9 protein-coding genes and 1 pseudogene are annotated in these 15015 nt (G+C 74.4%); 4 read left to right on the top strand and 6 right to left on the bottom strand.

The window, feature by feature from the left end; translation table 11 throughout:
• Positions 1–129 precede the first annotated feature (129 nt).
• Positions 130–1056: an RNA polymerase sigma factor SigJ gene (sigJ, locus tag AC1VWI_RS08830; protein ID WP_499510400.1), complete on the bottom strand. Its 927-nt coding sequence runs from the start codon at positions 1054–1056 to the stop codon at positions 130–132.
• A 203-nt stretch (positions 1057–1259) separates the two neighbouring features.
• Here sigJ and AC1VWI_RS08835 point away from each other — a divergent pair, with 203 nt between their 5' ends.
• On the top strand, positions 1260–2711 hold the full coding sequence (locus AC1VWI_RS08835; protein ID WP_499510401.1) for an NCS2 family permease: 1452 nt from the start codon (positions 1260–1262) through the stop codon (positions 2709–2711).
• Between the two features lie 129 nt (positions 2712–2840).
• Here AC1VWI_RS08835 and AC1VWI_RS08840 read toward each other — a convergent pair.
• Positions 2841–3559 (bottom strand): annotated as a pseudogene (locus tag AC1VWI_RS08840) (EamA family transporter); the annotation flags it as partial.
• 342 nt (positions 3560–3901) lie between these two features.
• Here AC1VWI_RS08840 and AC1VWI_RS08845 point away from each other — a divergent pair.
• Both AC1VWI_RS08845 and AC1VWI_RS08850 read left to right on the top strand, forming a co-directional pair.
• Entirely contained in the window at positions 3902–5122 is a 1221-nt protein-coding gene (locus AC1VWI_RS08845) for an MFS transporter (RefSeq protein ID WP_499510402.1), read from the top strand.
• Between the two features lie 50 nt (positions 5123–5172).
• Positions 5173–5931, top strand: a complete 759-nt coding sequence (locus tag AC1VWI_RS08850) for an N-acetyltransferase (protein ID WP_499510403.1) — start codon at positions 5173–5175, stop codon at positions 5929–5931.
• Here AC1VWI_RS08850 and AC1VWI_RS08855 read toward each other — a convergent pair.
• The 3 genes from AC1VWI_RS08855 to AC1VWI_RS08865 form a co-directional block, all read right to left on the bottom strand.
• Positions 5928–7769, bottom strand: a complete 1842-nt coding sequence (locus AC1VWI_RS08855) for a glycoside hydrolase family 15 protein (protein WP_499510404.1) — start codon at positions 7767–7769, stop codon at positions 5928–5930. The two genes, AC1VWI_RS08850 and AC1VWI_RS08855, sit on opposite strands and share 4 nt — an antisense overlap.
• Positions 7770–7868: 99 nt before the next feature.
• Complete coding sequence (locus tag AC1VWI_RS08860) at positions 7869–10868, bottom strand: ATP-binding protein (protein WP_499510405.1); 3000 nt, start codon at positions 10866–10868, stop codon at positions 7869–7871.
• Positions 10865–12703: an HSP90 family protein gene (locus tag AC1VWI_RS08865; RefSeq protein WP_499516748.1), complete on the bottom strand. Its 1839-nt coding sequence runs from the start codon at positions 12701–12703 to the stop codon at positions 10865–10867. The genes AC1VWI_RS08860 and AC1VWI_RS08865 overlap by 4 nt, the downstream gene beginning before the upstream one ends.
• A 282-nt stretch (positions 12704–12985) precedes the next feature.
• On the opposite strand from AC1VWI_RS08865, the gene AC1VWI_RS08870 reads away from it, so the two are divergent.
• Positions 12986–14569: an alkaline phosphatase D family protein gene (locus AC1VWI_RS08870; RefSeq protein ID WP_499510406.1), complete on the top strand. Its 1584-nt coding sequence runs from the start codon at positions 12986–12988 to the stop codon at positions 14567–14569.
• Between the two features lie 71 nt (positions 14570–14640).
• Here the strand turns inward: AC1VWI_RS08870 and AC1VWI_RS08875 are convergent, their stop codons facing one another.
• Positions 14641–14928 carry an alpha/beta fold hydrolase gene (locus tag AC1VWI_RS08875; protein ID WP_499516749.1) on the bottom strand — a complete coding sequence of 96 codons (288 nt, stop codon included), beginning with the start codon at positions 14926–14928 and terminating at the stop codon, positions 14641–14643.
• Positions 14929–15015 lie beyond the last annotated feature (87 nt).

Here is a 15015-nt window from a genome sequence, read left to right on the forward strand (position 1 = left end):
CGGCGTCGAACCGCCTGTCGGAGTGCCCAGGCGGGACGTCCGTAGGGAGGTGGGCCTGGTGTTCTGGACCCCCGCATTACTTACTGCTGCCCCGGGGCCGGAGGGCGGCCGTCCCGTGCGCCACGGCGGTCAGGCCGTGCCGGGGCCGCGGAGGACGGGGGCCGCGGTGGCGACGCCGGTGAGCTTGCCGGGGTTGGTGAGGAGGTAGACCGTGGAGACGAGGCCGTCGGTGACCTCCAGGCTGAACACGGTGTGGGGGCGGCCGCGGGAGGTGACGACGATCGACGGGACGCCGTTCACCTCGCGGAAGGCGAAGGCGGGTTCGGCGATCGGGGTGGGCGCGACGGCGTGCAGGAAGCGGCCGACCTTGCCGGCGGTCTCGATGACCCGGAGCGGGGCGCGTTGCACGCCGCCGCCGTCGCCGAGGAGGCGCACGTCGGGGGCGAGCAGGGCGAGCAGTCCCTGGAGGTCGCCGCCCACCGCGGCGGCGAGGAAGCGCTCGGTGACCCGGGCGGTCTCGGCGGGGTCGGCGTCGTAGCGGGGGCGCCTGTCCTCGACGTGGCGGCGGGCGCGGCCGGCGAGCTGGCGTACCGCGGGCTCGGTCCGGTCGAGGACCGCGGCGATCTGCGCGTACGGGAACGCGAAGGCCTCGCGCAGCACGAACACGGCGCGCTCCAGCGGGGAGAGCGACTCCAGCAGGACGAGGACGGCGAGCGAGACGGACTCGGCGAGGACGACGCGTTCGGCCGCGTCGGGCACGGTGTGCCCGAAGTCGGTGGCGACGGGCTCGGGGAGCCAGGGACCGGGGTAGGACTCGCGGCGCGACCGCACCTGCCGCAGGCGGTCGATGGCGAGCCGGGTCGTGGCGGTCACCAGGAAGGCCCGCGGGTCGCGTACGGTCGCGCGGTCGGCGGCGGCCCAGCGCGGCCAGGTCTCCTGCACGACGTCCTCGGCGTCGGCGAAGCGGCCGAGCATGCGGTACGCGACCCCCGTGAGCAGGGGCCGGTGCCGCTCGAAGACCTCCGCCGCGCTGTCCTGGTCGCCCACGGTCCCCATCCCACCGGACGGTGGGAGGGCATGTCCAGGCAGGACGCCGCTGCGCGCCGGTTTCGACGCCGGAGTCCGGGTGGGGCGCCGAGCGGTGCCGATTCGTTAACACAAGGAAACGGATTCAAAACCCGAGCGGACGTTCCGGCGTACACAATCCCCCCAGCCTCCAGCAGGTTTACCCGGTTGCCGTACCGACCCCGAGGAGCACCATGTCCGCTCAGGCCACCGACGTGGCGAAGGGCTCTCCGCCACCACCACCGCACAACGCACTGGACCGCTACTTCCGCATCGGGGAGCGCGGGTCGACCTTCGGCCGCGAAGTCCGCGGCGGTTTCGCCACGTTCTTCACGATGGCCTACATCCTCGTGCTGAACCCGATCATCCTGGGGAGCGCGAAGGACAAGTTCGGCCACGTCCTGTCGACCGGTCAACTGGTCACCGCCACCGCGCTGGTGGCGGCGGTCATGACGATCGTCATGGGCGTCGGCGGCAACCTGCCGCTGGCCATCGCGGCGGGCCTCGGCCTCAACGCGGTGGTCGCCTTCCAGATCGCGCCCATGATGAGCTGGGACGACGCGATGGGCCTGATCGTCATCGAGGGCCTGGTCATCTGCGTCCTGGTGGTGACCGGGCTCCGCGAGGCGGTGATGCACGCGATACCCCAGGCGTTGAAGCAGGCGATCAGCGTGGGCATCGGCCTGTTCATCGCCTTCATCGGCTTCGTGGACGCCGGCTTCGTCAGCCGCATCCCGGACGCCGCGAACACCACGGTCCCCGTGCAACTGGGCGGCGGCGGGGCGTTGTCGGGCTGGCCGGTGCTCGTCTTCTGCCTGGGGGTGCTGCTGACGATCGCCCTGCTGGCCCGGAAGGTGAAGGGCGCGATCCTGATCAGCATCGTCGCCATGACGGTGCTGGCGATCGTGGTCGACGCCGTCGCGGACGTGAAGAGCTGGGGTCTGACCACGCCCAAGGTGCCCGACGACGTGTTCGCCGCACCGGACTTCGGGCTGCTGGGTCACTTCAGCCTCTTCGGCGCCTTCGCCGAGGTCAGCTTCATCACGGTGGTGCTGCTGGTCTTCACCCTCATCCTGTCGGACTTCTTCGACACCATGGGCACGGTCGTCGGCATCACGGCCGAGGCGGGCCTGCTGGACGAGGAGGGCAAGGTCCCGAACCTGGGCCGGGTCCTGCTCATCGACGGTGCCGCGGCGGTCGCGGGCGGCGCGGCCTCCGCGTCGTCGAACACCGCCTACATCGAGTCGGCGGCGGGGGTCGGCGAGGGGGCGCGTACGGGCTTCGCCAACCTGGTCACCGGCGGCCTGTTCGCGGTGGCGCTCTTCCTGAGCCCGCTGCTGACGATCGTGCCGCTCCAGGCGGCGGCGCCGGCGCTGGTCGCAGTCGGCTTCCTGATGATGACCCAGGTCAAGAACATCGGCTGGGACGACTTCGAGATCGCCATCCCGGCCTTCCTGACGATCGCCGTGATGCCCTTCACGTACTCGATCACCAACGGCATCGGTGCCGGATTCATCGCCTTCGTGCTGCTCAAGGCGGTGCTGGGCAAGGCCCGTCAGGTGCACTGGCTGCTGTGGGCGGTGTCGGCGCTCTTCGTCGTCTACTTCGCGATCGACCCGCTCGAACAACTGCTCGGGGTCAAGTAGGGCCCGGTGGGCCGCGGGGGCCGAGGCGGCCTCCCGCGGCCCCACGATGAAGACCCCGACCGGGACGGGGGCCCCCGGTCGGGGCCGCTGGCCGGACCGGCGCTCCGCGCGCGGCCCGTACCTGTCGAACTACCGGCGCGGGGCGGGAGTTCCCGCCCGTTCCGGATCGCCGGATGTGACGTGGCGCACGCCCGCGCCGAGCGCCGCCCCCGCCGCCACCAGCAGGTGCCGGCCGGCTGCCCGGTGCCGTACGTGCCGACTCCGGCGAGCGGCGCGGTCGGCGCGGCGGAGACCGGGATCAGCCCGGAGAAGAGCGTGGCCCGCTCGGCGCCGATCCGCTGGACGCCCGCGTACCAGCAGACGAAGCCGATCACGGCGGTCCGGAGGGCTTCCGCGCCGTCGAGGGCCACACCGAGCGGTGCCGCCTCGGCCGCGGCCACGCCGCACACGCAGGCGGACAGCACCTTCGGGCGGAGCGGCCGCAGCACCGGCACGGCCGGCACGGCGAAGGCGACCTCGCCGCCGAGCGCCGCCGGCGGCCACAGCAGCCCGGCGACGTCGGTGGCGCCCCAGCCCTGCACCCCGAACGCCCCCGCCGCGACCAGGGCGGCGGCCGCCGTCACCCGGGGCGCGGGGCGCCGGCCCTCCACGGCGGGCACCAGGACGGCGACGACGACGGGCGCGCAGCCCACCAGCACCCCGGGCACGGCGGGTTCCGCGGTGCGCTCGGCGCTCAGCACCGCGAGGTTGAAGGCCACCATCCCGGTGCCGGCCAGCAGCGCCGGCCGCACCCACTGCCGCGGGGCGAGCGCGCGGAGCCGGGGCCCGGCGCCGCGCCGGGCGACGGGCGCCCCGGGCCGTCGTTCCCAGCGCGGGCGGCACGGGCGGCACGGGCCGGGATGGCGCTGCGGCCGCTGTCGTCGTACGGCCGGTCCGGGGAGGAGGACGGCCGGGTACGGCTCGTGCTCGGCTACGCGCACCTGTCGGCGGGCGACATCGAGACTTGTGTGCGTGTGCTCTACGCGAGCGTTTGATCTCGATTCGGCAACAGCAGGTTTGAGTGGGGAATACCCCCTTATCGCCGAGCCTCGTTGCTTGATACACATGGTTCCGCGCGTTCCTGTCCGTCGATGGGCGCACTCCCCCACCTGCTCGCCGTGCCTTCGGCCGTCCCTCACCCAGGAACGCCCATGTCTTCGCGGACCGCGCCCTCCCGCGCCCTGCTGCCGCTCGTCGCGCTCTTCTGCGCCGGCTACCTCGCGCCGTACCTCATGCCGACCGTCGTCGGCCGTCTCACCACCGGTCTCGCCCTGAGCGGTTCCCAGGCCGGGGCGGTCGGCAGCACGCTGCTGCTCGGCTCGGCCTGCGCCGGGTTCACGCTGGCCTCGCGGGTCGACCGGATCGGCCGGGCGCGGCTGGCCCGGTACGGCCTGCTGCTGATCGCGGGCGGCTTCACGACGGCCGCGGCCACCGGCCACGTGCCCCTGGTGGTCCTCGGCTGCGTCGCCGGCGGCCTCGGGTCCGGTACGTCGACCGCGGTGGCCGCCGTCGGCATCGCCGGTGAACGGGAGCCCCACCGGGTCACGGTGCTCGCGCTGCTGACGACCTCGGCGACGGCCGGGGCGCTCTACCTCGTCCTGCCGCGGCTCGGCGGTGGCCACGCCCTGCCGTTCGCGGCCATCGCCACGACCGCCCTGCTCGTCCTCCCGCTGACCCGGCGGCTGCCCGCGCGGCCGTGCCCGCGGACCACGGCCGTGGCGCGGCACACCGGGCTGCCGCTGCCGCACCCGGTCGCCGGGACCGTGCTCGCGGCGTCGATGCTGTGCTGGTCACTGGCGCAGAACGCGCTGTGGGGCGTGAGCGGACGCATCGGGCTGGACCGCGTGGGCCTGTCGGAGGCCGCGGTGGGCATGGTGTTCGCGGTCGCCCTCGGGGGCGGGCTGCTCGGCGTCGTGGCCGCGGGGGCCCTCGGTACCCGCCTCGGGCGCGCGGTGCCCGTCGGCCTGGGCACGGTCGTGATCGCCGTGTGCGTGGCGGCCGGCGCCTCGGCCCGCGGCGCGGTCGCCTTCACGGTCGGCGAGGTGCTGTGGAACACCGTCTACCCGGTGGTCCTCTCGTACCTGATCGGCCTGGCCGCCGCGCTCGACCCGCGCGGCCGCTGGGCGGTGTACGCCGGTTCCGCGTCCTCGCTCGGGGTGGCCTGCGGACCGCTGACCGGCGCACTGCTCGGCTCCCGGCTGGGCTTCCCGGCGATGGGCGCCGTCCTGGGCTGCCTGCTGCTGCTCGCCGCCGTACCGCTCACCGCGGTGGCCCGGGGCGCCGGTTCCGGGACCTGGGGCCGGGGCGCCGTGGCGGCCGGCCGCCGCGCCGCCGCGGTCGTGGCCCGCTCGGACGTGAGCCGGGCGGCCTGAGGGGAAATCGGGATGCCGGGGCGGTGGCGCGTCTGGCAGGGTGCCGCCTCGTGAACGACACCGGCACCCTCCGCATCACCACGCTCGCCGAGCGCCCCGCCCTGGTCCCCCGGCTCTGGGAGATCACCGGGAACTGGCCGGCCTTCGTCCCCCAGGACCCGGTCGCCGGAGCCCTGTTGCACCGGGTGGCCGAGGACTTCCCGCGGACTTGCGTCGTCGCCACCGACGGCGACCGCGTCGTGGCGCGCGGGTTCGCCGTCCCCTTCGACGCCACCGGCGAGGGCCGCGAGGAGACACCCGACCAGGGCTGGGACCGCGTCCTGGTGTGGGCGTACGGCGACCTGCGCGACGGGCGTCCGGCGACGGCCGTCAGCGCGCTGGAGATCACCATCGACACCGGGTACCTGGGGCGCGGCCTGTCGCACCGCATGGTGGCCGCGCTGCGCGACACCGCGGGGGACCTGGGCCACGACGCGCTGCTCGCCCCGGTCCGGCCCACGGCCAAGCACCTGCGTCCGCGGCTCCCCATGACCGAGTACGTCGGCCTGCTGCGCGAGGACGGGCTCCCCGAGGACCCCTGGCTGCGGGTGCACGTCAGGGCCGGCGGCGTCGTCGTGAAGGTCGCGCCGGCCTCCATGACGGTCAGCGGGACGCTGGCCCAGTGGCGGCGCTGGACGGGGCTCCCCTTCGACCGCGACGGCGCCGTCGAGGTGCCCGGCGCGCTGGTCCCCGTGCACTGCGACACCGCGCACGACCACGCCGTGTACGTGGAGCCCAACGTGTGGGTCCGGCACGGCACGGGCGGTTAGCCCAGCGCCCGGTCCAGGTTGAAGGCAGCGCTGATCAGGGCCAGGTGCGTGAAGGCCTGCGGGAAGTTGCCGCGCAGTTCGCCGGCGCGGTCGATCTCCTCGGCGTACAGGCCGAGGTGGTTGCCGTAGGTGAGCATCTTCTCGAAGGCCAGCCGCGCCTCGTCCTTGCGCCCGGCGCGGGTGAGGGCCTCGACGTACCAGAAGGAGCAGATGGAGAAGGTGCCCTCGTCGCCGGGCAGGCCGTCCGGGCTCGACAGGGGGTCGTAGCGGTAGACCAGGGAGTCGGAGACCAGGTCCTTGCCGAGGGCGTCGAGCGTCGAGAGCCACTTGGGGTCGGTCGGCGAGATGAACTTCGACAGCGGCATCATCAGCACCGACGCGTCCAGCACGTCCTCGCCCTCGCTCTGGGTGAACGCACCGCGGGCCTGCGACCAGCCGTTCCTCATGATCCGCCGGTAGATGGAGTCGCGGGCGCCGTACCAGCGCTCGCGGTTGGCGGGCAGGCCGCGGTGGTTCGCCATGCGGATGCCGCGCTCGATCGCCACCCAGCACATCACGCGGGAGTACAGGAAGTTCTTGCGGCCGCCGCGGGTCTCCCAGATGCCCTCGTCGGGCTGGTCCCAGTTGTCGCAGACCCAGTCCACGAGTTCGCAGACGGTGTCCCAGTGGCTGCTGGAGATCGGCTTGCCCCACTTGTCGTACAGGTAGAGGGAGTCGATGAGCTCGCCGTAGATGTCCAGCTGGAGTTGGTGGACGGCATTGTTGCCCACCCGGACCGGCGCGGAACCCGCGTACCCCTCCAGGTGGTCCAGCTCCCGTTCGGGCAGTTCGGAGCGGCCGTCGATGCCGTACATGATCTGCAACGGGCCGGTGGTGCAGCGGGGTCCCCCCATGCAGATGCGGTCCGACAGGAAGTTCATGAAGGCCTCGGCCTCGTCGGTGAAGCCCAGCCGGAGCAGCGCGTAGACGCAGAAGGCCGCGTCGCGGATCCAGACGTAGCGGTAGTCCCAGTTGCGCTCCCCGCCGATGCGCTCGGGGAGGCTGGTGGTGGGCGCGGCGATGATGGCGCCGGTCGGCGCGTAGGTGAGCAGCTTCAGGGTCAGCGCGGACCGGTGCACCATCTCGCGCCAGCGTCCGCGGTACTTCGACTGGGAGAGCCAGTGGCGCCAGTAGCGCACGGTCTTCTCGAACTGGTCCTCCGCCTCGGTCAGCGGGCAGCCGCGGGGGCCGACACCGTCGCCGACCTGGTCCAGGGCGAAGACGGCGGTCTCGCCCTCGGAGAGCTTGAACTGGGCCCACACGTCCCGGCCGTCGTTCTCCAGCGGCACCGAGCAGGTCAGGGCGAGGGTCTGGGCCGGGGTGGCGAAGAGCGCCTGCATCCCGTTCATGTGGACGGTGTGCGGCACGCTGCCGTACTCGAAGCGCGGCGCCACCCGCATCCGGAACGGCAGCACGCCCCGCACGCAGACCACGCGGCGGATCAGGCGGTGCCGGTCGGCCTCGTGGGAGTCGTCGACCACCGGCATGAAGTCCTGCACCTCGCCCATGCCGTCCTCGGCGAAGAACCGGGTGATCAGCACGTTGGTGTCGGGGAAGTAGAACTGCTTGGTGCGCGCGGGCACGTCCGCGGCCAGCTCGAAGCTGCCGCCCCGGTCTGCGTCGAGGATCGAGGCGAAGATGCTGGGGGCGTCGAAGCGCCCCGAGCAGTACCAGTCGATGGTGCCGTTCGTGCCGACGAGCGCGGCGCTGCGCAGGTCGCCGATGAGCCCGTGGGCGGCGATCGGCAGGTACCGGCCGTCGGCCGGTGCGAACTCGGACCGGAGGGCTTCGGCTGTCACGGTGGCCTCCTCGCGTGCCGGGAAACGGCAAAAGCCACCATTCAGACTAACCCTCCACGGCCTGCTCCTTCTCGGTCGGGACCGTGCCGGCGGCCGGGGCTACGCCTGCCCGGCCCGTGCCTCCCCGCCCTGTGCCTCCCCGCCCTGTGCCTCCCCGCCCTGTGCCTGCTCCGGTCCGGCGGACCGCTCGCCGACGTATTCGAGGACGGAGCGCGCCTCGGCCCATCGCTGCTCGGCGACCTCGTCCGCCGGACCGCCGTCCTCGCCCCCGTACAGGGCGATCACGGCCCGGGCCCGCTCCGCGGCCGCGGCGTGCCGTCCCAGATCGGCCTCGAGCCAGGCGGCCATCAGCTGGGCCGCGCTGCGCGCGGGACCCGGTTCGAAGACGGCGATCGCGCGTTCCGCGCAGGCCAGGCCCTCCTCGTACGCGGCGCGCGCCGAGCCGTCCGTGTCGTCCTCGCCGGGCTCACCGGGGCAGGAGCGGACGACCAGTTCGCCGGTCTGCCGGTGGGTCCCCGCCAGTTCGGCGCGCAGGTGAGCCGCGGCGTCCCCGTCACCGGCCGCCGTCGCCGCGGCCAGCGCCTCCTCGGCCACCGCGACGGCCTCGGCCATCACCGAGCGGCCCACGGCGAGCCCGCCCTGGCCGTCGTGGAGGGCGAGCCAGGCCCGGGCGCGCAGCGAGCGGACGAGGGGGACGGGACGCTCCAGGGCACGCCAGAGCTCACCGGCGCGGGTGTACGCCTGTGCGGCCTCGCCGGCCAGGCCGGCCCGTTCCAGGGAGTCGGCGGCGAGGTTCGCGAGGACGGCGTGGTCCTGCTGCTCCTCCCAGCCCTGCGCGATCTCCGCGGCGAGCAGGAACTGCTCGGCGGCGGCGCGCGGCTCGTCCAGGTCGCGCAGTGCGTCCCCCAGCCACCAGCGGGCCTGGACGACGCGCCCGTCGTGGTGGGCGCGCACCAGGTCGGGCAGGGCGGTCTCCAGGACGGTGGCGGCCTCGGCGGACCTGTCCTCGCGCAGCAGCGCCCCGCCGAGCACGAGCCGTGCCCAGGCGCCGAGCTCCTCGGACATGTCGCCCTCGTCGGCCCAGTGGGCGCCCTCCAGGGCGTGGTCGGCGGCCTCGGCGTCGGCGCCGCGCTCGGCGAGCGCGGCGGCGAGCACGGTGTGCAGGTGGGCCCGGTGCACCGGGCCCAGGCCCGCGGCGCCGTCCTCCAGCGCGGCGCGGGCGGACCGCTCCGCGGTGGTGTGGTCGTCCCGCTGGAGGGAGAGGTCGGCGAGGAGCGCCTCGGGCTCGGCGGCGTGCCACGGGGTTCCGGCCTCGTGGTGGAGGCGGGCGGCCCGGGCGAAGAGCTCGGCGGCGGTCGCGAGGTCGCCGCGCGCGGCGGTGTGGCGGGCGTGCAGCGCGATCGCGTCGGCGAGCCGTCCGGCCATCCGGTCCTCGTCGCGGTGCTCCTCGGCGAAGGCGATGATCCGCAGCAGTTCCGCCTCGCTCTCGGCGCCGGGCGGCCGCAGGTGGAGCCGGGCCAGCCAGGCCCCGGTGAGCTGGCGGGCGGTGGCCCGGCCGGTGCCGTGCAGCTCGCGCAGGGCGTAGACGGCCGCGTCGAGCGCGGTCAGGGCCCGGCCGCTTTGTTCCGCGACGGCCACCGCGTAGGCGGCGCGGGCACGGCAGGCCGCGGCCTCGCCGGGCTTGCCGGCCGCCTCGAACAGCCCGGCGGCGGTGTCGAAGAGCGGTACGGCGGTGCCGGGGTCGGCGAAGGCGCCGATGCCGGCGTGGTCGGCGATCTCGGCGCGGGACAGGTCGTCCAGGACGGTGCCGGTGCTGTCCGCGGCACGGCCCGCGGTGGCCCATGCGGCGCCCGCGTCGGGGTGCTGGGCGGCGCTGAGCCTGCGGGCCTCGGCGAGCAGTGCGGGGACGTCCGCCGCGCCCGCGGGTACGGCCGCTTCGGCGGCCGGTGCGGGCTGCGGGCGGGCGGGCGTGGTCAGGCGCTGCCTGGCCCGGACGCCCAGCGGGAGCCGCTCCACGAGGGGCTCGGCGCCGAGGCGCTCGCGCATGCGGCGGCTGACGGCGTCGTTGCCGTTGCGGGCGTCGAAACGCGCGGCGACGGCGGCGGCCTCGCGCTCGGCGTGGGCGAGCAGGGTGCGGGCGGTCCACTCGGTGCCGGCCGGGCCGGGGACGCCGCGGCCGGCGTGGCCGAGGGCGAGCAGGCGGCGCATCAGGAGCGCGGTGACGACCAGGTGGTCCATGAGCGTGTCGGGGTCGCCGGTGTCGGTGAAGTACGCGGGATGCTCGGCGAGGATCTCCAGGGCCCGTGCCTCGTTGCCGGTCAGGGCACAGAACTCGACGTGGGAGGAGACCGCGCCGCGCATGCTCTCCATGGCGCGCACCAGGCGGTGGCCGCGCAGGTGGTGGGCGCGCGCCTCGTCGAGCCGGCCGAGCCGGACCAGAGGCAGCAGCGAGGACGCCAGCACGTTGTGCGGCTCGTGGGCGCAGGTGTACTGCCCCGTCAGGACCGGCTCCCAGGTGCTCAGCGCCTCCTCGTCACGGCCGCGTTCGACCTGCCAGCTGCCCTGGCCGTGGAGTTCGCAGGCGTGGCAGTCGGCCATGCCGTCGCGGTCGGCGGCGAGCCAGGCGGCGTGGGCGGCCTCGGCGCGGGCGGTGTCACCGCGGTGCCGGGCGATGCGGAACTCGCCCTGACGTACGGCGCGTTCGGAGTGACCGGCGAGGCGGTAGCGGTGCTCCATCTCGCGGTGCCACTTCTCGATGGAGGCGAGCGGGACGTCGGGCTGGTCGAGCATGCCGTTGGCCACCCACTTGAAGATCCAGTGCAGGTGGTGGGTGTTCGCGCCGTCGAAGTCCCCGGGCCGCTCGTCCCACATGCGCAGCAGGCGGGCGAAGGGCACGAAGAACTTGTCCTTCTCGCTGCTGTAGGCGTAGGCGTTGGCGAGGTTGAACAGGGCCTCGAGGAGCAGCGGGGTGTCGCCGGTGGCCCCGGCCTCGGCGACGAGCCGCTCCGCGCCGGCGTTGCGGGCGCGGCCCTCGGGCTCCTCCCGGTTGTGGTGCAGGGCGCGGCGTACGGTCTCGACCGCCGGGTCCCGGGTGCTCATCGGCCGTCCTCCTGTTCGGCGTCGGCGGGCTTGCCCGCGGGGCTGTCCGCGGTCTGCGCCGCCCACTGCAGCAGGCCGAGGAAGGCGCGGTTGAGGAGCGCGGAGTCGGCGGGGCGCAGCGGGCGCTGGGCCATCAGCAGGGCCTGGCCGTACAGCGCCTCGGCGGCGGTGCCGACGAGTTCGGGGTCGGTGAAGGCGCTGATCCGCCGGACCAGCGGGTTGAGGTGGTTCAGGACGAGCCGGGCGCGCGGGGCGCCGCCGCGCAGGGAGCCGAGGATGCCCGCCCACAGCTCGTCGGCCTGCTCCTCCTCCTCGGCGCGGGCGCGTTCGTGGCGGGCGGCCCGGTCGTCCAGGTGCAGCGCGGGGACGGTGATGGGGTGGAAGGTGCGAAGCGACACGTCGCAGCCGAGCGGGTCGAGCCTGGCGCGGGCCGCGGCGAGGAAGCCGGACAGGGCGAGTTCCTCGGCGGGGTCGACGGGGTCGAGGTGCGCGGTCACGGTGTCCGCGTCGAGTTCGGCCACGGCGGTGCCGGGACGCACGGTCGGCAGCAGCTCGACCAGGTCGGCGTCGTAGGTGTAGCCGCCGTTGACGACGCCGATGCCCTGCGCGGAGGCGATGGCCGCGACCTGGCGGTACTCCTCGACGGTGCGGGTGAAGTGGACGACGGGGTGGCGGCGGGCGAACTCCTCGAGCGACAGCTGTCCGTCGGTGGTCTCGAACGGCAGCCACGGCAGCATCGTGCGGAGCATCCCGGCGTCGTGCCGGGCGAGCGACTTGACGCCGAGGTGGTGGACGGCGAGGAACTGGGCGAGCCGTTCCCGGTCGCCCGCGGCGAGTTCGGTCAGCCAGCCGCGTATGCGTTCGCCGAGGGCCTCGCGGACGGCGGCGAGCGTCTCGTCGGCGTACAGGCTCTCGCGGGACGCGGTGGGGCGCAGGCTGTCGGTGTCGATCACGCAGCGGACGAAGAAGGCCCACTCCGGGAGGAGTTCGTCCGCCCGGTCGGTCAGCAGCATGCCCTTGAGGTGGACGCGGTGCCCGGCGCGCTGGGCGGGGCTGACCGCGGCGGGCAGGACGTAGCCGACGCCGCGCACGCCCGCGAGGGGGACGTCGAGGTCGATGACGTCGAGCGGGGTGAAGCCGAACTGCTCGTGGCAGTGCCGGGCGAGCGCGACCCGGCGGGCCGCCTGCCCGGGGTGCGGGCGCTCCCAGACCGGCGGGCGCTCGCTGACGGGCGTGTCGCCGACCCGCACGTCGTACGGCAGCAGAGACCCGAAGTCCTTGGCGAGGGCGAGCACGCGCTCCTCGGCAAGCCACTCCGCCGCGCCCGGCCGGGCGGTCAGGTGGACGGTCGTACCGGGCTCGGGGTGGTCCTGCCGCGGCAGCGTGCGGACGGTGTACGAGCCGTCGTCACGGGCGGTCCACTCGACGGGCGGGGCGTCCTGGGTACGGGCGGACCGGCTGACGACGCGGATCTCCGCCGCGACGACGAAGCAGGCGAGCAGCCCGATGCCGAACTGACCGAGGAACTCCGAGCGGGCGTTCTCCAGCCCGTCGCGCTTGGAGCTGCGGCCGATGGTGGCGAGCAGCTCGTGCACGTCGGACTCGGTGAGGCCGACGCCGGTGTCCGTCACGCGCAGCCGGCCGCCCTCGGCGTGCAGGAGCACCCGGGCGGGGGCGTCGGGCTGTTCGGCCCGGCGGGCGGTGATCGCGTCGACACCGTTCTGCAGCAGTTCGCGCAGGTAGACCTTGGGGCTGGAGTAGAGGTGGTGGGAGAGGAGGTCCACCAGGCCGCGCAGGTCGACCTGGAAGGCGTGCGGTGTCTGATCTGCAGTCATCATGGGGGCGCCGGTGCGCTCCCGGGGAGGGAGTACGGGGCGCGGGTAGGGCGATCGGGTGATCGCGGCCGCCGGATTCGGGACATCGTATGGCGGCGGAGCCCGTGGTTACCAGGGGGTTTCGCCGCACGGGACGCACGTGGGTGCGCGCGGAGCGGGTGGGCGCCGCCGTACGGCGCGGGCCGGTTGTTCACCGGGCGTTCGGATCGACGGCACGCGGCGCGAGTAGGAACGTGGGGCGGACGCATTCCGGCGTACGCGGCTGCGACGCGGGAGGTCGGGATGGCGGACGGATCCGGGAGCACGGTCGGGCGGCGCTCGGTGCTGAGGGGCGGGCTGGCGGCCTCCGGGGCGCTGCTGGTGCCCGCGGCGGCCGCGCCCGCGCTGGCCCTGTCGGGGAGGCCGGCGGCGACGTCGGGGGTGCAGACCGGCGACGTGACCGCGTCGGGCGGCCTGGTGTGGGTGCGCGCGGACCGGCCGGCGCGGATGGTGGTGGAGACCTCGGCGACCGGGTCGTTCCGGCACACCCGGCGCTTCCCCGGCCCGGTGGTCGGCCCCGGCACCGACTTCACCGGGGTGACCCGGCTGCACGGCCTGCCGGGCGGTGAGCAGGTCCACTACCGGGTGCTGCTGGCCGACCCCGACGACCCGCGCCGCACCGGCGCGCCGGTCACGGGCACCTTCCGCACGGCGCCGGACGGACGGCACGGCGGCGTGCGCTTCGTGTGGTCGGGCGACCTGGCCGGGCAGGGCTGGGGCATCAACCCCGACATCGGCGGCTACCGCATCTTCGACGCGATGGGCGCGGTGGACCCGGACTTCTTCCTGTGCAGCGGTGACAACATCTACGCCGACGGCCCGATCGCGGCGACCCAGGCCCTCCCCGACGGCAGCGCCTACCGCAACGTCACCACGGAGGAGAAGTCCAAGGTCGCCGAGACGCTGGCCGAGTTCCGCGGCAACTTCCGCTACAACCTGCTCGACGAGAACCTGCGGCGCTTCAACGCCCGGGTGCCGTCGGTCATCCAGTGGGACGACCACGAGGTCCGCAACAACTGGTACCCCGGCGAGGTGATCGCCGCCTCGGACCCGCGCTACACCGAGAAGAGCGTGGACGTCCTCGCGGCCCGGGCGCGGCGGGCGTTCGCCGAGTACTTCCCCCTCTCCTCGCTGCGGCCGGACGGCGCCGGCCGGGTGTACCGGGTGCTGCGGCAGGGTCCCCTGCTGGACGTCTTCGTCCTCGACATGCGCACCCACCGCAACGCCAACTCCCCCGACGACCAGGCCCACGACCCGCAGGGCATCCTCGGCCGTGAGCAGTTGGAGTGGCTGAAGCGGGAGCTTTCGCGGTCGCGCGCGGTGTGGAAGGTGATCGCCGCCGACATGCCGCTCGGGCTGGTGGTGCCCGACACCACGGAGGGCCGGCCGAACATCGAGGCCGTCGCGCAGGGCGAGCCCGGCGCGCCGCTCGGCCGCGAGCTGCAGATCGCCGAACTGCTGCGGTTCGTCAAGCACCGCAGGATCACGGGCACGGTGTGGCTGACCGCCGACGTCCACCACACCTCGGCGCAGCACTACCAGCCCTCCCGCGCGGCGTTCACGGACTTCGAGCCGTTCTGGGAGTTCGTCTCCGGTCCGCTGAACGCGGGTGCCTTCCCGGCGAGCGCGCTGGACGGCACCTTCGGCCCGGAGCGGGTCTTCGTGAAGGCCCCGACGGCCTCGAACGTCTCGCCCGCCGAGGGCTACCAGTTCTTCGGGCAGGTCGACATCGACGGCCACTCCGGGGACATGACGGTGCGGCTGCGCGAGCAGGACGGCTCGGTGCTGTTCACGAAGGTGCTCCGGGCGGGGCTGGTCGGCCAGTAGCCACGGACGGCAGCGGGGGCTGCGACGGGCCGGCGCCCGGCGGTGCGAGCGCGCCGCCGGGCGTCCGGTGCTCAGCGGGCGGCCGCCAGGATCACGTCTGCCACGGCCCGCGGCCGGGAGACCATGACCAGATGGCCGGCGCCGGGCACCGATACCGTCGCGGCCCCCATGCGCTCGGCCACGAAGCGTTCCAGGTCCGGCGGGATGATCTGGTCGTTCTCCGCGACGACGGAGTGGCATGGGTGCTCGCGCCAGGCCGGCGGTCCCGACACGAAGCCGAAGCGGGCCACGTCGCTGGGTCCCTGGACGGCGGCCAGTACCCGTGCCTCCTCCGGTGCGACGTCCGGGCAGAAGTGCAGAAGTACTGCGGGAACAGCTCCTGGCGATCACAGCCGGTCGGCGGCGGTCGGATTCCGTCTCGATCCGCAGGGATGTGGTCCAGGTCA

Source organism: Streptomyces sp. TOM-9 (assembly GCF_056858595.1).